This window comes from Actinospineispora acaciae DSM 45401, assembly GCF_000620785.1.
Taxonomy (GTDB): Bacteria; Actinomycetota; Actinomycetes; order Mycobacteriales; family Pseudonocardiaceae; genus Pseudonocardia; species Pseudonocardia acaciae.
On the sequence record NZ_JIAI01000001.1, the window covers coordinates 845,804 to 864,894 of the forward strand.

Here is a 19,091-nt window from a genome sequence, read left to right on the forward strand (position 1 = left end):
GTAGGAATTAAGGAAGAGGTCTGACTGTGCCCACTCTTGCCATCGTCGGCGCCGGCCCCGGTATGGGCCTGGCCATCGCCCGCACCTTCGGCGGTCGCGGCTTCGACGTCGCGCTGATCGCCCGCACCAGGGAGAAGCTGGAAACACTTGTCGAGCGGCTCGGCCAGGAAGGCATCAAGGCAGCCGCGTTCCCCGCCGACATCCTCGACCGTGCCTCACTGACCGATGCCCTGGACGCGGCCACGGCCCGGTTCGGCGGCATCGACGTACTGGAGTACTCGCCGGCCCCGCACTCCCCGGTGCCGGGCTTCACCTTGGCCGCTCCCTCGCAGGTCACGGTGGACAACCTGCAACTGCAGATCGAGTACAGCTTCTACGGTGCCGTCACGGTGGCCCAGGCGGTGCTGCCCGCCATGCGGGAGGCCGGTGCCGGGACCCTGCTGTTCACCACCGGCGGCGGCTCCGTGGACCCGGTACCGATGCTGGGCAACGTCAACGCGGCCCAGGCGGCCCTGCGCAACTGGGTGATCAACCTCAACAAGGAGCTGGCCGGCAGCGGCGTGTACGCCGGCCACGTGGCGATCAACGTCTGGATCGGCGGGGGCGGCCCGGAGGGCTCCCCGACGGCCACGCCCGAGCAGATCGCCCCGCTGTACTGGGACCTGCACGAAAACCGCGACCGCTCGGAGGCCATCTTCAACAAAACGGCCTAGTCTCACGTCGAGGCGTGATGGGCGGGAGGTCTGTCGATGAAGGTCAGCGCGGTGCGTCGCTACCCGGTGAAGTCCATGCTCGGCGAGACGGTACCGGGCATCGCCGTCGACGAGGGCGGCGCGGACGGTGACCGCCGCCTGGCGCTGATCGACGCCGAGACCGGGCGGGTGGCCACCGCGAAGCATCCCCGGCTGTGGCGCTCGCTGCTCCGGTTCGCCGCCAGCGGGGACCCCGGGCGGGTGGTGATCCGGCTCCCGGACGGTCGCGGCGTCGCGGCGGACGAGGCGGGCGTCGACGAGCTGCTGTCCGGGCTGCTCGGCCGGCGGGTGCGGCTGGCGCGCAGCCGCCCGGCCGGCGCGGAGGTGGAGCGGCCCGCCCCCGAGGACGTGCTGGAGCACGGCGTCGAGGCCGAGGTGGAGTTCGCCACCCTGGTGATCGCCCAGGGCAGCCCGGGCGGCTCGTTCGTCGACTACGCACCGCTGCACCTGATCACCACCGCGACCCTGGAGCACATCGGCGCCGAGGCGATCCGGTACCGGCCGAACCTGGTCGTCCAGACGCCGCCGGGTCACCCGCCGTACTCGGAGAACGACTGGGTCGGCCGGGAGCTGACGGTCGGCGGGGTCCGGCTGCGCGGGGCGCTGCCCACGCCGAGGTGCTCGGTGCCCACGCTCGAACACGGCGAGCTGCCCAGGGCCGTGCACGCGGTGCGCACGCCGATGGCGGAGAACCGGGTCGACGTGGAGGGCTTCGGCGTGCTGCCGTGCGCCGGGGTGTACCTGAGCGTCGTCGAGGGCGGTCGGATCGAGACCGGTGACGAGGTAGCGCTCGCCTGAACCGCCGCTCGGCGGAGTCTTGGCACCTTTCGGGTGAGAGTATAGGCTAACCTAAGTAATCAGTCACTCAGTCGCGCATCGCGTTGACCAGGCGCATTGGTGCGCTTGGTTCGTCGCGATCCGAAATGCCGCACGGCGTCTGCCGCGTCCGCCGGCAATGCTCCGGCACTGCTCCGGGCACTGCTCCGGGCACTGCTCCGGCACTGCTCCGGCAAGGCGAGGTAGCGCCGTCGATCCTGGCCCGCCCCGAAAGGAGCCACGATGGCAGCTACCAGCCCGATCACCGTCGACACCGTCCGCGCGCAGGTCGCCGAGATCCTCGCCGAACCCGAGACCGACATCGGCGACCACGACAACCTGCTGGACCGAGGGATCGACTCGATCCGGCTCATGAGCCTGGTCGAGAAGTTCCGGCGCGACGGTGTCGAGGTCTCGTTCGTGGACCTCGCCGAGAACCCGACGGTGGCGGCATGGACCGAAGTGATCAGCGGCGCGACCGAGCGGACCGAGGGGTGACCATGACCTCGACAGCCGGCGCCCAGAGCCCCGAGTTCGACGTCGTCGTCATCGGCGGCGGCCCGGGCGGGTCATCGGTGGCGACCCTGATCGCCCGGCGGGGCCACTCGGTCCTGCTGTTGGAGAAGGAACGGTTCCCCCGCTACCAGATCGGCGAGTCGTTGCTGCCGGCGACCGTGCACGGGGTCTGCCGGCTGCTCGAGGTGACCGACGACCTCGAACGCGCCGCGTTCACCGTGAAACGCGGCGGCACCTTCCGCTGGGGCACCAGTCCGGATCCGTGGAACTTCCTGTTCGCGGTGTCCCCCCAGCTCTCCGGCCCGACCTCGTACGCCTACCAGGTCGACCGCATGGTGTTCGACGAGATCCTGCTGCGCAACGCGGCCCGCCACGGGGTGGACGTGCGGGAGGAGTGCGCGGTCGCCGAGGTCCTGCGCGGTCCGGACGGTCGCGCCGAGGCGGTCCGCTACACGGACGCGGACGGCGAGTCGCGGACCGCGCGCGGCCGGTTCGTGGTGGACGCCTCGGGCAACACCGGCCGGCTGTGGAACCAGGTCACCTCCGACCGGCACTACTCGGACTTCTTCAAGAACATCGCCGTGTTCGGCTACTTCCTCGGCGGGAAGCGGCTGCCCGGGCCGGACAAGGGCAACATCCTGTGCGCCGCATTCGACGTGGGCTGGTGCTGGTACATCCCGCTGTCCGAGGAGCTGACCAGCGTCGGCGCCGTCGTGCACCGCTCCCAGGCGGCGTTGATCCAGGCCGACCGGGAGAAGGCCCTGCTCGACCTCACCGGCCGCTGCGACATCGTGGCCGACTACCTGTCCGACGCCACCCGGGTCACCGAGGGCGTGCACGGGCAGGTCCGGGTCCGCAAGGACTACTCCTACGCCACCGGCTCGTTCGTGCGCGACGGCATGCTGCTGGTCGGGGACGCGGCCTGCTTCATCGACCCGGTGTTCTCCACCGGCGTGCACCTGGCCACCTACGGCGGGCTGCTCGCCGCGCGGTCGATCAACTCGGTGCTGGCCGGCGAGCTGGACGAGGCCGCCGCGATGACCGAGTTCGAGGACCGGTACCGCCGCGAGTACACGGTGTTCTACGAGTTCCTCACCGCGTTCTACGACATGCGCCAGCGCGAGGACTCGTACTTCTGGCAGGCGCGGCGGGTCACCTCGTTCGGCAAGACCGACCTGGAGGCGTTCGCCACCCTGGTCGGCGGGGTGGCCTCGGGCGATCGCGGGCTGAGCCCGGAGGCGGCCGGCGGCCGGCTGGCGACGGCGTCGAGCGACCTGACCCGGGCGGTGGCGGAGACCGGGGCGATGCAGACCGAGTCCGGCGAACGGATGACCAAGCTGTTCAAGGCGCCGGTGGTGGCGAACGTGATGGCCGAGATGAACCAGATCCAGTCCCGGGGCGTCCTCGGTGACGGCTCGGCGGAGAGCCCGGTGCTACCGGGCGGCCTGGTGCCCTCCGCCGACGGCCTCGGCTGGGTGGCGCCGACGATGCAGCCGGTCGAGGGCTGACAGCGCCGGCCCTGTGCACGCCGTGGTGACCAGGGCCATCACCAGGAACGCGAGGAAGAGGGTGCCGGTGATGATCGCGGCGTGGTAGCCGACCTGGAGCACCACGAGCTCGGTGAGACCTCGGGTGTTCATCAGGACGCCGATCCGCGCCGCGTCCCACCTGCCGTGGTGGCCGAGCGCGGCGCCGAGGTACCCGCCGCCGACCTTGCCGACGACGCCGCAGCCGAGCACCAGGACGATCAGCCACCAGGGCACCGCGAGCGCGGCGGTGGCGAACACGCTCAGGCCGGTCACCGCGAAGTACAGCGGGACGAGGCCGCGTCCGGCGCGGGACACCGCCACCACCGCCGGCTGCCAGGGCGAGGTCGGCCCGGCCGGGATCGCGAGCCCGACCAGCACCGCGCCGAAGATCGCCGTGAGCCCCAGATGCTCGGTGAGCTGTGAGACGGCCAGCGCCACCAGCGCGATCGACGTTACGGCCAGCGGCCGGCGCGGTGCCCCGACCCTCATGAGCCGGCGCAGCAGCAGCGCCACCACCGCCCCACCGAGCAGGACGAACAGCGAACGCAACAACGCCGTCGGGCTCTCGGCGTTGAGGCTGACCGCGACCGAGAGCACCAGCCAGCCGGCCGAGTCGTTCACGATCGCGGCCGCGAGGGCCACCCGACCGGCCCTGGTGTGGCTCATTCCGCGATCACCGATGACCCTGGCCAGCACCGGCACGGCGGTGATCGCGAGCGCTACCGCGACGAACAGGACGAACGCTGGCGCCGGCGCAGCGCCCCGGATCGCGGGCCCGGCCTGGGTGAGCGGCCAGGCGCCGAGCACCGCGCCCAGGCACAGCGGCGGCACCAGCGACCCGACGGCCACCCAGCCGACCCCGCTCCGGTCCGGGCCGCGCAGCCCGAACCGGAGCTCGTGGGTGATGCCGACCAGGTACCAGGCCAGCCCGGCCTCGGCGACGAACCGGAGCCCGGCCATGACGCCTTCCGGCAGGACGGTCCCCGACACCAGCGGGGCGGCCAGCCACGCGATCGCCAGCGCCAGCCCGAACCCGGCGACGATCTCGCCGACCACCCGGTCCGAGCCCAGCCGCCGGGCCAGCGCGCCGCCGACCCGGGCCACCGCGAGGACCACGACGGCCGCCGCGACGACGTCAACGACGGCCATCGCGACCACTGAGACCGCTGAAGCCGTGCCCCAGCCCACCGGCCGGCGCTAGTTGCCGCCGCCGACTCCTCCCCCGCCGCCGCCGATGCTGCCCCCGCGCCCGCCGGGGCCGCTCGGGTTGGCCTGGGTGATCAGGACCTCCTGCCCCTGGTTCAGCCCGGAGCGCACCTCGGTGGTGGTGTCACCGACCATGCCGGGCTCGAACTGCTTGCGCATCGGCTTGCCGTCCGGGCCGGGGATGTTCACGAACGACTGGCCGCCCTGCTTGGTGACCGCCGCGTTCGGCACCATCAGCACGTTCTCCGTCTGGGCCGTCTGCACGCCCGCCTCGGCGGTCAGGCCGGCTCGCAGCCTCGGGTCGGAGTCGAGGAGCAGAATCGTCGCGTAGTAGTTCGTGACCCCGGAGATGTTCGTGCCCGACGGCGCGATGGACAGCACGGTGCCGTCCCGCTCCAGGTCGGGGATGGCGTCGAAGGTCACCCGCACCTTCTGGTTCGGGGACACCTTCGCCGCGTCGGACTCCTCGAACGGGACCACGACCTGGAAGGTGTTGACGTTGTTCAACACGATGAACGCCCCGCCGCCCGGCCGGGTCGCGGACAGCCCGGAGGACGCCTGGCCGGCCGAGTCGCTGCTGGCCGCCGCGCCGACGCCCGGGATGGACGCGTTCGTGCCCGGGGCCAGCGCGGTGGTCATGGCGGCGCCGGAGACGTACTCACCGACCGCGCCGGTGATCGCCGAGACGGACCCGCCGACCGGCGCGCGCAGCACGGAGTTCTCCACGTCGCGGTTCGCCAGCGCCACCGCGGCCCGCGCCGAGGCCACCAGCCCCTCCTGGGCCTCGATGGTGCCGGGACGGTCGGCGCTCGCGGACTTGACGAGGTTCTCGGCGGTCACCACGGCGTTGCGCGCGTTCTCGACGGTCACCGCGCCGCCCGCCTCGACGACCTCGGCCTGGCTCTTCGCCGCCAGGTAGGCGGTCTTGGACGCGGTGGCCGCCGCGGTCGCGGCGGCCACCGCTTGTTGCTCCTTCGAGCAGTCCGGCACGATGGCCGAGCCCAGGCCGCCCAACAGGCCGCCGGGGCTGCGCGGGGCCGAGGGCATCGAGGGTGCGGAACCGCCGCCGCCACCCGCCGAGGGGTCGGCCGCCAGCGCCGAGCCCGTGCCGGCCGTCGGATCCATACCGCCGCCTGCCGCGCCGCCGCCCCCCGGGGAACCCGTCGGGTCGGAAGGCAACGAGCCCGGCTTGCCGAGGCAGTTCTCCAGCGCCTTCTTGGCCGCGTTGTACGCCTTCTGGTCGGTCTCCCACTTCAGCTTCGCCCGGTGCGCGGCGAGCCTCGCCGCGTCGACCTGCTTGTCCACGCTCGTCTTGGTCTTGTCCAGGATCCTGCGCACCTGGTCCAGCGAAGCCTCCGCGTTCGGCACGGCCACCCCGGCCCTCAACCTGCTCAACGTCGCTTCCTGCTGCTGCAGCATGCCCTCCGCCTGCTGCAGCGCCTGCCGGAAGGTGAAGTCGTCCTGGCGCGCCAGCACCTGCCCGGGTTGGACCAGGTCGCCCACCTTGACGTTCAGCTCCTTGAGCTGCGCGGATTTCTGGAACCCGAGGTTCTGCGAGGTCACCGAGGCGAGCGCGCCGGACGCCGACACCCGGGTCGCGACGGTGCCGCGCTCCACCCGAGACGTCGGGGACGAGTCCGGCGATGCTCCGCACGCCGCCGCCCCGGTGGAGACCACCAGGGCGAGCGACAGCGCGGCGGCGGCGCGCACCCCCGAGCCGCCACGGACCATGGTCCGAGTCATCAACTTCCTGCCTTTCGTGTGTCCGGGCAGCGCCCGGAGGGTGGGGAGCAATCAGTGGGCGGGCCCCCGAACCCGCGAAGACGGCGTCCTACCTGGTCATGACGCCGCGGCTACCCGGCGCCCGATCGCTGACGATCTCGCCGTCGCGCAGCGTGACGACCCGCCTGGCGAAGCTGGCCACTTCCTCGTCGTGGGTGATCAGCACGACGGTGCGGCCGGCCTCGTTGAGCTCGACCAGGATCCGCATGATCTCGGTGGTGGTCTGGGTGTCCAGGTTGCCGGTGGGCTCGTCCGCCAAGATCATGACGGGGTCGGTGATGATCGCCCTGGCGATCGCCACGCGCTGCTGCTGGCCGCCGGACAGCTCGCTGGGCATGTGGTTGGTGTGGGTGGCCAGGCCGACCCGTTTCAGCGCGGCGAGGGCCTTGCGCCTGCGGTTGCCGATACCGCCGTAGACCATCGGCAGCTCGACGTTGCGCATCGCGCTGATCCGTGGGATGAGCTTGAAGGCCTGGAACACGAAGCCGATGCGGCCGTTGCGGATGTCGGCGAGCTGGTTGCTGCTCAGCGAGCCGACGTCGACGCCCTCGAGCTTGTAGGTCCCCTCGGTGGGCACGTCCAGGCAGCCCAGGATGTTCATCATCGTGCTCTTGCCCGACCCGGACGGGCCCATGATGGCGACGAGGTCGCCGTTCTCGATGGTGAGGCTGACGTTGTTGAGCGCACGCAGCTCCACCGTGCCCATTCGGTAGATCTTGGTGACGCCCTCGAACTCGATCATCACGCCTCGCTGGGTCCGGACCTTTCGAGACGCGCCGCTGGTCGGTACACCGGCCGTGACCTGGCCGATCAGGCACCCCTCACCTTACGTTAGGTTAGCCTAACACAATGATGACTGACCGCGACAGGGTGCGCACGAGGGGTAATGGGCCGCCGTCGGACGGGTGACATGTGTGCATAAAGTAAGCCTTGCCTTATGGCGGCCGACGGTTCGGGTCGGTCCGCCTGCGCCGATCAAGGGAGAGCGCGTCGATGCACGTCAGGGAAGCCCTCGCCATTGCGTTGCAGAGCATGCGGGTGGCGCGGTTGCGTACGGCGTTGACGGCGTTGGGCATCGTGGTGGGTGTCGCGGCGGTCATCCTGTTGGTGGGGTTGGGCACCGGGATCCGCAGTGGCTTCGACGAGTCGTTCGGCCCGTTGAGCACCGCGATCATCGTGACCAAGGTCAACACCTCGCTGCCGGGCGCGCATCCGGCGAAGAGCCTGACCGAGAACGACGCGCAGGCGCTCGCCAAGCCGGGCGCCGCGCCGGCCATCGCGGAGGTGACCCCGTTCCGGAACGGCCAGGCCGTGTTCCGCAACGGCACCAAGGAGTTCCGCGCCGGGGTGGCCGGCGTGTTCCCGAGCTATCTGCAGGTCCGCAACCGCGAGATCCTGGCCGGCCAGATGTTCACCCACCAGGACAACGAGAACCGCGAGCGGGTCGTGGTGATCGGCACGAAGGTCGTCCAGTACCTGTTCGACGGGGACGTGGCCGCCGCGCTCAGCTCCGAGGTCAAGATCGGCCGGCTGACGATGAAGGTGGTCGGCGTGCTCAAGTCCGCCGGCGAGGACCAGGACGGGACCGCGCTGGTGCCGCTGAACTCGGCGCGCGCGCTGTTCGCCGGCGCGAACACGATCAACGGGATCGGCGTGGTGGCGGCCGGGGTGGACCACGTGCCGGCCGCGATCGAGCAGATCAACCAGGTGCTCGACTCCCAGCACGACATCAAGGACCCGGGGCTGCGCGACTTCCAGACGCAGGCCATGCTCGTCCAGCTGGAGAAGGTGAACAAGTTCCTGTCCCTGCTCACGCTGTTCGTCGCGGGGATCGCCGGGATCTCGCTGCTGGTGGGCGCGCTGGGGGTGGCCAACATCATGCTGGTCACGGTCACCGAGCGGACCGGCGAGATCGGCGTGCGCAAGGCCATCGGCGCCAGGGACAGCGCGATCATGAAACAGTTCCTGATCGAGGCGGTGGTCCTCGCCGCGTTCGGTGGGCTGGTCGGTGTGGGGTTGGGGATCGGGCTCACCGTGCTCGGCGGCTGGGTGGTGCCGACGGTCGCGCCCGAGTTCGGGGCGCCGGAGATCTCCGTGCTGGCCATCATCGTCGCGTTCGGGGCCAGCGTGGTGATCGGTCTCGTCGCCGGCGGCTTCCCGGCGCTTCGTGCGGCCCGGCTACATCCCATCCAGGCGTTGCGGCACTAGTCGAGCACGAGGTGCCACGGGCTGGGCATCTCCCCCACCGGCACCTCGATCAGCGCGGGCTCGTCGGCCGTCAGCGCATCCTTCAGGGTTCCCTCCAGCTCGGCGGGCGTGCGGGCCAGCGCCCCGCGCACGCCGAACGCCTCCGCGAGCGCGACGAAGTCGGGGTTGACCAGCTCGGACCCCATGACCCGCCTGTCGAACCGCTCGCGCTGGGTTCGCCGGACGTTGCCGAAGGCCGAGTCGTTGAACACCACGGTGACCACGCCGATGCCATGCTTGCGCGCGGTGGCCAGCTCGGCGAGGCACCAGCCGAAACCACCGTCGCCGGTGATCGACACGACCGGCCGGTCTGGGGCGCCGACCTTCGCGCCCAGTGCCGTCGGGAAGCCGTAGCCGAGCGTCCCCTGGTAACCGGGGGCGATGAAGCCGCCCGCCCGGTACACCGGGTAGGCGACCGACGCGAGGTAGCCGACCTGGGTCAGTTCGTTGACCAGGATCCCGTCGTCCGGGATCGCGGCGCGCAGCGACCGCAGCCAGGAGTACTGCGGTTGCACGGCGGACACCTGCCGCTCGGCCCAGGCGCGCGCGGCGTCCACCTCGGCCTGCCGGGACCGCGGTGCCGTCTCGCCGACTGCGGTGGTCAGCGCGCGAAGCCCCAGCCGGGCGTCGGCGAGCACGGCGGTATCGAGGGCGCGCAGGCCGGCCGGGTCGGCGTTGAGGCCGATCAGCTCGGTCGACTCGGCGGTGGGCACGGGCTGGCCGGCGTTGGTCAGGAACCGGCTGCCCACGATCAGCACGACGTCGGCGTCCGGCATCACCTTGCGGCCGGCGACGCTGGTCAGCGCGAGCCGGTGACGGTCCGACACGGCGCCCCGCCCGCCCCGGCTCATCACCACCGGCGCCTCCAGGCGTTCGGCCAGCTCGGCCAGCTCCGCGCCGGCGCCCGACGCGGCCACGCCCCCGCCGGCGTAGATCACCGGCTGGTCGGCCCGGCGCAACATTGCCGCGGCCCGCTCGATCGCCTGCGGATCCGGCACGGTCGGCCGCCGCTCCTCGTCGCCGGGAGCCACCAGCTCCACCTCGCCAGTGGCCGCCAGCACGTCCGGCGGGATCTCCACCGCGACCGGCCGAGGCCGCCCCGAGCGCAGCTCCCGCATCGCCGCCCTGACCACCCCCGGGACCTCGCCGGGCGTGCGCGCCATCCCGGACCACTTCGTCAACGACCGCAGCAGCGCGGTCTGGCCGGGAACCTCGTGCAGCAGGCCGAGGCGCCGCCCGATCGCCCAGGACGGCACCTGCCCCGCGATGCACAGCACCCGCGACGAGCAGGCGTACGCCGTCGCCAGGCCGGCCCCGGCGTTCAGCACGCCCGGGCCCGGCACCACCATGCACACCCCGACGTCGCCGGTCGCGCGCGCGTACCCGTCCGCCATGTACGCGGCCGCCTGCTCGTGCCTGGTGACGAAGAACCGCATGCCGTCGGCCCACCGGGCGAGGCCGTCGAGCGCGTGGTCCAACTGCACCCCCGGCACGCCGAAGACGTCGGTGACGCCCTCCAGCACCAACTGCCGGGCGAGCGCCTCCCCGCCGGTCATCCGCATCGGTGAACTATCGTTCGAGCTCCTTCAGCTCGTCCACCGCTTGGACACACATGGATAAAGACGACGAACCAGAACAGGCTCTGACGAGACGTTCCGACCACACCAACGGTGATACGACCGCAAGACGTCCAGCAAACCTGGACGAGTTGGATCACCGGATCCTGTCGGTCCTGCGCGAGGACGGACGGATCTCGGTGGCGCGGCTGGCCGAGGCCGTCCACACCTCGCGCGCGAGCGCCTACGTCCGGCTGAACCGGCTGCGCGAGCTGGGCGCGCTGCGCGGTTTCAGCGCGGTGGTGAACCCGGCGCGGGTGGGGACGGGTGTCACCGCGCTGGTGCTGATCTCGGCGAACCGGCGCGGGCGGCTGCGGTGGATGCGCTGGCGCGAGCAGCTCGAGGAGATCCCGGCCGTGGAGTACGCGGCCATGGTCACCGGCGAGACCGACGTGGTGGTCCTGCTGCGCGTCCGTGACCAGGAGGAGCTGCGTCGCGTGCTGCTCGAACAGATCCAGGCCATCGAGCACGTCGGCACCACCCACACGCTGATGGTCCTCGAAGAGATCGTGCACCGGCCCTACGTCGTGCCCGCCACCGACTAACGACCCCGCCCGAGCCGCCGCTCCAGGAAGTACTGCGCGACGCTGGCCACCGAGACGATGACCAGGTACCAGAACGACGCGACGAACAGCAGCTCGATCGTCCTCAGGTTGGCGGCCGAGATGATGTGCGCCTGGGTGAGCAGGTCACCGCCCGCGATCACCGAGACCAGCGAGCTGGCCTTGAGCAGATTGATCAACTGGTTCGCGGTGGGCGGGATGATCACCCGCAGCGCCTGCGGCAGCACGATCCTGCGCATGGTCTGCGCCTGCGTCATGCCCAGCGCCTTCGCCGCCTCGGCCTGGCCCTTGTCCACCGCGAGGATGCCGCCGCGCACCACCTCGGCCATGTAGGCGCCCTCGTTGAGGCCCAGGCCCAGCACCGAGGCGACGAACGCGGTGACCACGACGTTCGTGGGCGCGGTGAAGAAGGTGATGTCGGTGAACGGGATGCCGATCACCAGGTTCTCGAACAGCAGCGCCAGGTTCCCCCAGATCAGGATCTGGGCCAGCAGCGGGGTGCCCCGGAACAGCCAGATGTACAACCAGCTCAGGGCGGCGAGCACCCTGTTGCGCGACGACCGCAGCACGGCGAAGACCACCCCGAGCACCAGCCCCACCGCGCCCGATATGACCGTCAGCCGCAGCGTCGTGGCCAGGCCGCTCAGGATCGCCGGGCTGGTCAGGAACTGTGCGATCGTCGGATGGTCGATGTTCGGGCTGCGCCACACCGAGTTGAGCACCCCGGCCAGCAGGAACAGCAGCACCACCGCGAGGATCGGTTGGCCGTAGTGGCGGACCGGCCTGGCGTCGATCACGCCCTCCGCGCGGCGGTTCAGGATTTCGCGCCGTTGATCGTGATCTCCGGCTCGCTCAGTGCCGCCTGTCCCAGGCCGTGCTGGTCGAAGATCTTCCGGTACGTCCCGTCGGCCACCAGCCGCTTGATGCCGGCCTGGACGGCGGCGGAGAGCTCGCGGTCCTCCTTGCGGAAGCCGGCGCCGTAGACCTGCGCGTCGTAGAGCGGGCCGGCCGTCTCGAACACCCGCCCGTCGCCGGCCGTCTTGACCTGGTACAGCGCGGCGCCAAGGCCGGCGAAGAAGGCCGTCACGGTGCCGCTGCGCACGGCCAGCTCGGCGTCCGAGACGCTCTGGTAGATGCGCACGTCGACCGGTGGCGCGCCGCTGGCAGCGCACGCGCTGGACTGCTGGTTCAACAGGGCGATCTGCACCGACCCGGACAGCGCCGACGCCGGCTTGCCGCACAGGCTGGTGATGCCCACGATGTTGTTCGGGTTGCCGCTCTTGACCAGCAGGATCGCGCCGTCCTTCTGGTAGGCGACGAAGTCGAGGATCTTCTCCCGTTCCTTGTTGTCGCTGATGCTCCCCCAGATCATGTCGAACTTGTGCGCCTGCAACCCCGGCATCAGCCCCGGGAACGGCGTGTTGACCCACCTGAACTTGACCCCGAGCAGCGGTTCCAGCGCCCTGCTCAGGTCGGGTGCGATGCCGCGCAGCGTCGTCCCGTCGGCCTCCAGGTAGGCGTAGGGCGGGTTGGAGAGCGGGTTCGAGACGACGATCTCCCCGGCGTTCTTGACCCGGTCCGGCAGCTGCGCGAACAGCGGCGCCGCGCTGCCCAGCGCCGGTGGACTCGGGCTGCTCGGGGCGGGCGGCGGGGCGGACCCCCCGCAGGCCGTCGCCGCCAGCACCACAACGGCGAGCACGACGCCGAGACCGGACTTCCGGAGCCTGTCGGTTCGCATGACCTTCTCCCTTAGCGCGGTGCGATGCTTGTCGGGCCGAAGTCATCGGCATCGGTCATGACCTCGACCAGGGCCGGTCCCGCCGCCTGCCGTGCCCACGACAGCGCGTCGGCCACGTCTTTCGCCGCCGTGATCCGCCGGGCCGGCACACCGAACGCGGTCGCCGTGTCGGCGATGCGCGGCCCGGAGATGTCGACGCCGGGAAAGACACCGGAGGCGACCGCCCGGCCACCGTAGCGGGTCAGCGCGGCACCGACCGCCGCGTAGGAACCGTTGTTGAGCACGACGAACGTGACCGGGATCCGGTAGCGCGCCGCCGTCCACAACGCGGGCATGCCGAACTGGAAGCCGCCGTCACCGAGCACGTTCACCACGTGCCGCCCTGGCAGCCCGAGCTGGAGCCCGAGCGCGGCGCCCATCCCCCACCCCAGCGACCCCGACGAGGTGAGGTGGAGCTGGTCGGGATGGGTGTGCGGGAGCGCCCTGAGCAGGGTCGGGTTCGACGTGATGGCGTCCGCGACCACTGTCGTGTCCGAGCTGACCGCCGCGCCGAGCGCCCGCGCCACCTCGGGGATGGAGGACTGGCCGCCCTCGGGGTCCGAGCCGGTGAGCCTGGTGGCCTCCCAGGCGGCATGCGCGTCGAGCAGGTGGGAGCGGCGGCCGGCGTGCGCCGCGACCGGCACCTTGTCCAGCAGGTCGAGCAGGGTGAGCTTCTGGTCCCCGACCAGCGGCACGTCCACGTCGACCAGGTAGCCGATCTCGGCGGCGTCACAGTGGCCGTGGATCACGGCGGCGCCAGGTGGCACGTCCGGGCCGGCCGTCGGCTCGAACTCGGTGAAGCACCGGCAGCCGGCGAAGTACACCACGTCGCTGCGTCGGACCACCGGGGCGTTCGGGGCGTACGCGCCGGCGAAGTGCGGGTGGTCACTGGGGAACGCGGCTCGTTCCAGGCCGCGGCGGTCCTCGGTCACGACCGGCGCCGCGAGCCGCTCGCTCAGCTCCACCAACTGCGCGGTCGCGCCGTGGCGGGCGACGTCGTTGCCCGCCACCAGCAGCGGCCGGGCCGCCCCGGTGAGCAGCCGCGCGGCCCGCTCGATCGCGCCGGCGGCGGGTCGCGCCCTGGCGACGGGCTCGCCGTGCCCGACCATCCGCGCCGGGCCGGCACAGGTGGCCGCGAGCAGGTCCTGGGACAGGCCCACCCAGGCCGGCCCGGTGGGCTCGGTGGCCGCCAGCCCGAATGCGCGGTCCACGTCCTCGGCGACGGCCCCCGCGTGCAGCGTCTGCCAGTCGAACTTCACGTACTGGCGGACCAGATCCCGGATGCTGGTCGTGCTGGTGAACGCACGCCGGCCCTGGATCGCCGTCGGCTTGAGGCCGTTGAGCACGACCACCGGCGAGCGGGCCAACTGCGCCGCGTACAGGCTGGACAGGCCGTTGGTGAGGCCGACGTTGGCGTGCAGGTAGGCGACCGAGGGACGGCCGGTCGCCCGGCTCAGCCCGTCGGCCATCGCCACCGCCGTCGTCTCGTGCGTGGTGAGCACCACCCTCGGGTGCTCCCTGTCCAAGGTGGCGTCCAGGAACGGCGCCTCGGTGCTGCCGGGGCAGATGAAGACGGCGTCCACACCCCAGCCGGCCAGCACGTCGATGAGCCGCTCCGCCGCTGTGTCAACGTTGACACGTGTCACCCTGTCACCCCTCCGGGACGTGTCCGACAGCCTAGGAGCGGCCGGACCGCTGTCCAGTTGCGCTCGGTCTCACGAGATGAAATGCGCGGTTGCAGCCGTCCGGGCCGTCATTTCGTCCAGCACCGCCGCCGTCACAACGCGAAGAGGCGTTCGGCGTTGCGGCCCCTGATCGCCGTCGTCGCCTGTCCCGAGGTGCCGGCGTCCAGCAGCTCCAGCATCTGGTCCATCCGGCCGCACTTGTGCGGGTAGTCGCTGCCGTAGAGCACATGGTCCGCGCCGAAGGTGTCCACGGTGAACCGCAGCGCCGCCTCCGAGTAGGCGATCGAGTCGACGTACAACTGGGGCAGGTAGCTGCTCGGCAGCCTGTCGATCGACTCCCGCGTCGAGGCGAACGAGTGGAAGCCCTGGTCCAGCCGGGGCATCAGGAACGGCAGGTAGCCGCCGGCGTGCGAGCCGATGATCTTGAGTTGCCGGTACCTGTCGAAGAAGCCGTCCAGGATCATCCTGGACAGCGCCAGCGTCGTGTCATAGGTGAAGCCCGCGCTCCAGACCAGGTGGTAGCGGGACACGTCCATCTGCTCGACGCCGGGCGGCGTGGTCGGGTGCACCAGCACCGGCAGGCCGCGCCGGTCGATCGCCGACCAGACCGGGGCGAAGGCCTCCTCGGTCAACGAGGCCCCTGCCACGTTGCCGAGCACCATCACGCCCACCGCGCCCAGCCCGACCGCGCGCTCCAGCTCCGCCACCGCCCGGTCCGGATGCTGCCAGGGCAGGCTGGCCAGGAACCGGATCCGGTCCGGGTGCTCCCGCTGGGCGGCGGCCAGCTGGTCGTTGGTCAGCCTGGCCACCTCGGCGCTGGTGTCGGCCGAGCCCCAGTAGACGTTCGGCGCGCTGAGCGAGATGACCGCCAGGTCCACCCCGGCGGCGTCCATCTCCTTGATGCGCATCGGGTAGTCGAACATCCCCTCGGTCAGGGTGAGGAACGGCGCCCCGCCCTTGTCCAGCACGCGGACGTCGCCGATCCCGTCGCGTATCCGGTAGACGCCGTCGCTGCGGGTGGTGAGCAGCTCGAGGTACCGCTCGCTGAGCATGTGGGTATGGATGTCGACGACGCTCATCTCATCTCCTCGGTGGGCTCGATCTCGGCGATCTTCTGGGCGGCCTGGCGCAACCGGTCGGCGACCCGCTCCTCCCCCGGGCTCGGTTCGCCGAGGAACAGGGCGGTGACCGACATCGAGCCCCCGCCCGGGACGGCCACCGCGAACGCCGTCACGCCGGAGGAGAGCTCGTTGGCGCTGTGCGCGTATCCCCGGCGGCGGGCCAGCGCGACCTCCGAGGGCTCGTCGGCGGTGGGCGGCCGGGCGGCGAGGATCGCCCGGCCCGAGGCGCCCTTCGTGATCGGATGCCGCAGGCCCTCCCGGTAGGACAGCGCGAACCCGTCCGGCTGGGCCGGCTGGGCGGACACGAAGCACACCAGCTCGTCGTCGCCGTCGGCCACCCCTAGAAATACGGTCGTCCCCAGGTCCTCGGCCGCCAGCCGCAGCACCGGCCGCGCCCGGTCGGCCAGCCCGAGCGCCACCGCGCGGGTGAGGGTGACCAGCCCGAAGCCGAGCGCGTACCTACCGACCCGGTCCTGCGTCACCAGCCGGTGCCCGGCGAGCGTGCGCAGCAGCCGGTGCGTGACGGTGGTGCCGAACCCGGAGCCCTCGGCCAGCTCGGTGAGCGTCGGCGGCGTGGCCGAGGCCGCGATCAGCTCCAGCAGGTGCACACCTCGGCTGAGGGTCTGGGAGAACCCGTTTCCGCCGAGGACCCCCGACAGCCGGCGGTCTCCGGCGGGCTCCGGATAGCGAACCATTTCGATCTTTCCCGATAATAGGAAAAGCTGGGCGACTTTCGGAACCGAATCTAACGTCCGGTGTGAAATCCGACAAGCGCCGCGTCTGGTCACCTTGGGTTATCGCAGCTAATCTGCCGTCCAACGATTGACTTGGGAGTCCGAATGAGCGCTGGCAGTGGAGTCGCCCCCTCCGCCGAGGACGGCACGCGACACCGCCTCCCGATCCGCACGCTGATCGCGGCGAGCATCGGCAACGCGATCGAGTGGTACGACTGGACGATCTACGCGACGTTCAGCATCTACTTCGCCAGCCAGTTCTACCCGTCGGACAGCCCGGGCCTCGCGCTGGTCAAGACCTCGGCGACCTATGCATTGGCGTTCTTCTTCCGGCCGCTGGGCGGGTGGCTGCTCGGCCGGTTCGCCGACACCCAGGGCCGCCGGAAAGCGATGCTGCTGACGATCCTGCTGATGGCCGGTGGGTCGGCGGCGATCGGCCTGCTGCCCACCTACGAGGACGTCGGCTGGCTGGCGCCGGCGCTGCTCACCCTCGCCAGGGTCGCGCAGGGCGTCTCGCTGGGCGGCGAGGTGTCCAACGCCTCGGCCTACCTGGCCGAGATCGCCCCGCCGGCCCGCCGGGGGCGCTACTCGTCGTTCTTCTACATCTCCACGGGCTCCGCGCTGCTGCTCGCCTCCCTGCTCGGCGCGTTGCTCGCCGCCGTGCTGGACAAGGCGCAGCTGGTGGACTTCGGCTGGCGCATCCCGTTCCTGATCGGCGGTGTGCTCGCGCTGGTCGGGCTCTGGCTGCGGCGCACCCTGGCCGAGACCGAGCAGTTCGAGGACAACAAGGACAAGGCGGCGGCGGTGCGCTGGCCGCTGCTGGTGACCCTGCGTGAACACCCCAAGGCGGTCATCCAGCTCGTCGGGTTCACCATGCTCTCGACGCTGTGCTACTACACGTTCTTCGCCGCGCTCACCCCGTTCGCCGTCACCTCCCGGCAGGCCGACCCCAAGGACGTCTTCCTGGCGCTCTCGGCCGGCACGGTGGTGTTCATCGCGACCCAGTACCCGTTCGGCGCGTTGTCCGACCGGTTCGGGCGCAAGCCGCAGATGCTGGTCTGGTCGGCCGGTTTCGCACTGCTCATCGTGCCGTTGTCGTACCTGGTCGGGCCGGGGCTGGCCGGTTTGACGGTGGTGTTCTGCGTCGGGCTGGCGCTCTACGCGCTGCTCAGCTCGATCGCGCCGGCGATCATGAGCGAGCTGTTCCCCACCGAGCTGCGCGGCATCGGCATCGGGGCCTGGTACAACATCACGGTGGCGACCTTCGGCGGGACGGCGCCGCTGGTGATCACCGCGCTGGCCAACGCCGGGTACGACACCGCCTTCTTCTGGTACGTCGCGGTGGCGGCGGTGATCGGGTTCGTGATCGTGCTGACCCTGCCGGAGACCAACCGGTCGGTGCTGCGGTAGCGAGCCCCTCGGGTGTCGGTCCCCCGGCTCGACGTGGTGCTCGCGGTGGTGGGCGCGTTACGGGCGGACGGGCTGGTCGCGGCGGTCGGCGGGTCCGGGCTGCTGGTGGCGCTGGGGCTCGCGGAGGTCGCTCACGATTGGGACGTCACCGTCGACGCCCCGACATCGTCGGTCGCGGCGGCGCTGCGTCGGGGTGGCCTGGACTTCCGGGACGGCACCGAGCGCGGCGGGGTCTATGCCTCGGACGCCCGGTACGTGATCGACGGCGGCGACCACGACATCGACGTGCTGGTGAACTTCGCGCTGCGCGGGCCGGGCGGGGTCGTGCGGTTGCCCACGGTGGTCACCGGCTGCTGGCGCGGGCTTCCGCTGGCCGACCCGGAGGTGTGGGCGCGCGCGTACCGGCTGCTCGGCCGGGCGGCCAAGGCCACGGCCCTGGAGCGGCGCGAGCCGTTGACGTCGTGATCACCGCGCATTAGCGTTCGTTTCATCATAAGAATGTGAGCTTTCATATAAAGAAAGTAGCCGCGTCGCCATGAGCGAGAAGAACGTCCTCACCTCCGCGCGCAGGGTGCTCGACGGACTGCGCGTCATCGCGCTCGCTCGTGGCCCGGTCGCGCTCTCCACGCTCGCGTCGAGCCTGGGCGTCTCGGAGGTCGCCGCGTACCGGGTCGCGTGCACGCTGATCTCCGCCGGGTATGTCCGTCCGGCCGCGTCCGGAGCCGCCGGGTACGAGCCGACCTGGCAGATCGTCGAGATGTCCACGGCGCTCCTGGAACGCACCGACCTGCGCAACGTGGCCCAGGGGCCGCTCGGCGAGCTCGCCGACGAGTACGGCGAGGCGATCACGGTCGCCATTCCCGAGGGTGACCACGTCGTCTTCGTGGACAAGATCAATGCGAATCGAAACGTCCAGTTCTACTGCGACACCGGGAAACGGTTGCCGCTGCACGTCGGGGCCGCTTCGCGGGCGATCCTGGCGAGAGCGCCGGAACAAGTGGTTAAGGAGTATCTGACGCGAGACCTGGTTGCCTACACCGACGCGACACAAACCGATCCCGACGCGATCCGCGAAGACATCGACCGAATTCGCGATCTCGGTTACGCTGTCAGCATCGGCGATGTCGAGGTGGGCATCTCCGCCGTCGGAGCGCCGATCCTCAATGGGAGGTCCGAGATCCTCGGCGCCGCCGCCATCGCGAACATCAGTGCGAAGTGGCAAGATTCCGTCATTCGTGAGCGGGGCGTACGGTTGTCTAGTATCTGCGCAAAGATCTCCGGCGAATGTGCGCAGCTCACTCAGTCATTCACCTTATCTCACTGAGAGGGTAGGAACG

The 19,091-nt window shown here is 71.1% G+C and carries 18 protein-coding genes; 9 read left to right on the plus strand and 9 right to left on the minus strand.

The genetic code is table 11. From position 1 onward, the window contains the following. Positions 1-26 precede the first annotated feature (26 nt). From N912_RS0104155 to N912_RS0104170, 4 genes are all read left to right on the plus strand, one after another. Complete coding sequence (locus N912_RS0104155) at positions 27-713, plus strand: SDR family NAD(P)-dependent oxidoreductase (RefSeq protein ID WP_028921441.1); 687 nt, start codon at positions 27-29, stop codon at positions 711-713. Positions 714-749: 36 nt separating this feature from the next. Next, a complete protein-coding gene (locus tag N912_RS0104160) occupies positions 750-1,550 on the plus strand; it encodes an MOSC domain-containing protein (protein ID WP_051579585.1) in 801 nt (266 codons plus the stop codon). A 261-nt stretch (positions 1,551-1,811) separates the two neighbouring features. After that, positions 1,812-2,066 (plus strand): phosphopantetheine-binding protein, encoded by a 255-nt coding sequence (locus N912_RS0104165; RefSeq protein WP_037062774.1) that lies wholly within the window; start codon positions 1,812-1,814, stop codon positions 2,064-2,066. Between the two features lie 2 nt (positions 2,067-2,068). Then, positions 2,069-3,592 (plus strand): tryptophan 7-halogenase, encoded by a 1,524-nt coding sequence (locus tag N912_RS0104170; RefSeq protein ID WP_028921444.1) that lies wholly within the window; start codon positions 2,069-2,071, stop codon positions 3,590-3,592. Here the strand turns inward: N912_RS0104170 and N912_RS49365 are convergent. From N912_RS49365 to N912_RS0104185, 3 genes are all read right to left on the minus strand, one after another. Next, positions 3,518-4,762: a cation:proton antiporter domain-containing protein gene (locus tag N912_RS49365; RefSeq protein WP_064745199.1), complete on the minus strand. Its 1,245-nt coding sequence runs from the start codon at positions 4,760-4,762 to the stop codon at positions 3,518-3,520. The two genes, N912_RS0104170 and N912_RS49365, sit on opposite strands and share 75 nt — an antisense overlap. Positions 4,763-4,810: 48 nt before the next feature. Beyond that, positions 4,811-6,562, minus strand: coding sequence for an efflux RND transporter periplasmic adaptor subunit (locus N912_RS0104180; RefSeq protein ID WP_084210572.1), 1,752 nt, complete (start codon positions 6,560-6,562; stop codon positions 4,811-4,813). A gap of 88 nt (positions 6,563-6,650) precedes the next feature. Then, positions 6,651-7,343 carry an ABC transporter ATP-binding protein gene (locus tag N912_RS0104185; RefSeq protein ID WP_028921446.1) on the minus strand — a complete coding sequence of 231 codons (693 nt, stop codon included), beginning with the start codon at positions 7,341-7,343 and terminating at the stop codon, positions 6,651-6,653. Between the two features lie 251 nt (positions 7,344-7,594). Between N912_RS0104185 and N912_RS0104190 the strand changes: the two genes are divergently transcribed. Continuing rightward, positions 7,595-8,809 carry an ABC transporter permease gene (locus tag N912_RS0104190; protein ID WP_028921447.1) on the plus strand — a complete coding sequence of 405 codons (1,215 nt, stop codon included), beginning with the start codon at positions 7,595-7,597 and terminating at the stop codon, positions 8,807-8,809. Here the strand turns inward: N912_RS0104190 and N912_RS0104195 are convergent. Continuing rightward, positions 8,806-10,410, minus strand: coding sequence for a thiamine pyrophosphate-dependent enzyme (locus N912_RS0104195; protein ID WP_028921448.1), 1,605 nt, complete (start codon positions 10,408-10,410; stop codon positions 8,806-8,808). The genes N912_RS0104190 and N912_RS0104195 overlap by 4 nt on opposite strands. Before the next feature lie 146 nt (positions 10,411-10,556). On the opposite strand from N912_RS0104195, the gene N912_RS0104200 reads away from it, so the two are divergent. After that, complete coding sequence (locus N912_RS0104200; protein WP_051579590.1) at positions 10,557-11,009, plus strand: Lrp/AsnC family transcriptional regulator; 453 nt, start codon at positions 10,557-10,559, stop codon at positions 11,007-11,009. Here N912_RS0104200 and N912_RS63250 read toward each other — a convergent pair. The 5 genes from N912_RS63250 to N912_RS0104225 all read right to left on the minus strand — a co-directional run bounded on the left by N912_RS63250 (position 11,006) and on the right by N912_RS0104225 (position 16,305). Further along, a complete protein-coding gene (locus N912_RS63250) occupies positions 11,006-11,824 on the minus strand; it encodes an amino acid ABC transporter permease (protein ID WP_245645173.1) in 819 nt (272 codons plus the stop codon). The genes N912_RS0104200 and N912_RS63250 overlap by 4 nt on opposite strands. Positions 11,825-11,841: 17 nt before the next feature. Continuing rightward, the gene (locus N912_RS63255) at positions 11,842-12,765 is read right to left on the minus strand and encodes an ABC transporter substrate-binding protein (RefSeq protein WP_028921451.1); all 924 of its coding nucleotides are present in this window, start codon (positions 12,763-12,765) and stop codon (positions 11,842-11,844) included. 11 nt (positions 12,766-12,776) lie between these two features. Next, positions 12,777-14,450, minus strand: a complete 1,674-nt coding sequence (locus N912_RS0104215; RefSeq protein WP_084210574.1) for a thiamine pyrophosphate-binding protein — start codon at positions 14,448-14,450, stop codon at positions 12,777-12,779. Between the two features lie 131 nt (positions 14,451-14,581). Further along, positions 14,582-15,568, minus strand: coding sequence for an amidohydrolase family protein (locus N912_RS0104220; RefSeq protein WP_028921453.1), 987 nt, complete (start codon positions 15,566-15,568; stop codon positions 14,582-14,584). Beyond that, complete coding sequence (locus N912_RS0104225) at positions 15,565-16,305, minus strand: IclR family transcriptional regulator (protein ID WP_051579592.1); 741 nt, start codon at positions 16,303-16,305, stop codon at positions 15,565-15,567. Before N912_RS0104225 ends, N912_RS0104220 begins: the two co-directional genes overlap by 4 nt. Before the next feature lie 144 nt (positions 16,306-16,449). On the opposite strand from N912_RS0104225, the gene N912_RS0104230 reads away from it, so the two are divergent. The 3 genes from N912_RS0104230 (at position 16,450) to N912_RS0104240 (ending at position 19,078) form a co-directional block, all read left to right on the plus strand. Next, on the plus strand, positions 16,450-17,754 hold the full coding sequence (locus N912_RS0104230) for an MFS transporter (protein WP_028921455.1): 1,305 nt from the start codon (positions 16,450-16,452) through the stop codon (positions 17,752-17,754). A 12-nt stretch (positions 17,755-17,766) separates the two neighbouring features. After that, positions 17,767-18,219, plus strand: coding sequence for a hypothetical protein (locus N912_RS0104235; protein ID WP_028921456.1), 453 nt, complete (start codon positions 17,767-17,769; stop codon positions 18,217-18,219). A gap of 70 nt (positions 18,220-18,289) precedes the next feature. Then, complete coding sequence (locus tag N912_RS0104240; protein WP_028921457.1) at positions 18,290-19,078, plus strand: IclR family transcriptional regulator; 789 nt, start codon at positions 18,290-18,292, stop codon at positions 19,076-19,078. Positions 19,079-19,091: the final 13 nt, after the last annotated feature.

Bases quoted from the DNA above. Each gene is read 5' to 3' on its own strand.
- N912_RS0104160 (WP_051579585.1), top strand. From the start codon at position 750: ATGAAGGTCAGCGCGGTGCGTCGCTACCCGGTGAAGTCCATGCTCGGC.
- N912_RS0104165 (WP_037062774.1), top strand. From the start codon at position 1,812: ATGGCAGCTACCAGCCCGATCACCGTCGACACCGTCCGCGCGCAGGTC.
- N912_RS0104170 (WP_028921444.1), top strand. From the start codon at position 2,069: ATGACCTCGACAGCCGGCGCCCAGAGCCCCGAGTTCGACGTCGTCGTC.
- N912_RS49365 (WP_064745199.1), bottom strand. From the start codon at position 4,762: ATGGCCGTCGTTGACGTCGTCGCGGCGGCCGTCGTGGTCCTCGCGGTG.
- N912_RS0104180 (WP_084210572.1), bottom strand. From the start codon at position 6,562: ATGACTCGGACCATGGTCCGTGGCGGCTCGGGGGTGCGCGCCGCCGCC.
- N912_RS0104185 (WP_028921446.1), bottom strand. From the start codon at position 7,343: ATGATCGAGTTCGAGGGCGTCACCAAGATCTACCGAATGGGCACGGTG.
- N912_RS0104190 (WP_028921447.1), top strand. From the start codon at position 7,595: ATGCACGTCAGGGAAGCCCTCGCCATTGCGTTGCAGAGCATGCGGGTG.
- N912_RS0104195 (WP_028921448.1), bottom strand. From the start codon at position 10,410: ATGCGGATGACCGGCGGGGAGGCGCTCGCCCGGCAGTTGGTGCTGGAG.
- N912_RS63255 (WP_028921451.1), bottom strand. From the start codon at position 12,765: ATGCGAACCGACAGGCTCCGGAAGTCCGGTCTCGGCGTCGTGCTCGCC.
- N912_RS0104220 (WP_028921453.1), bottom strand. From the start codon at position 15,568: ATGAGCGTCGTCGACATCCATACCCACATGCTCAGCGAGCGGTACCTC.
- N912_RS0104225 (WP_051579592.1), bottom strand. From the start codon at position 16,305: ATGGTTCGCTATCCGGAGCCCGCCGGAGACCGCCGGCTGTCGGGGGTC.
- N912_RS0104230 (WP_028921455.1), top strand. From the start codon at position 16,450: ATGAGCGCTGGCAGTGGAGTCGCCCCCTCCGCCGAGGACGGCACGCGA.
- N912_RS0104240 (WP_028921457.1), top strand. From the start codon at position 18,290: ATGAGCGAGAAGAACGTCCTCACCTCCGCGCGCAGGGTGCTCGACGGA.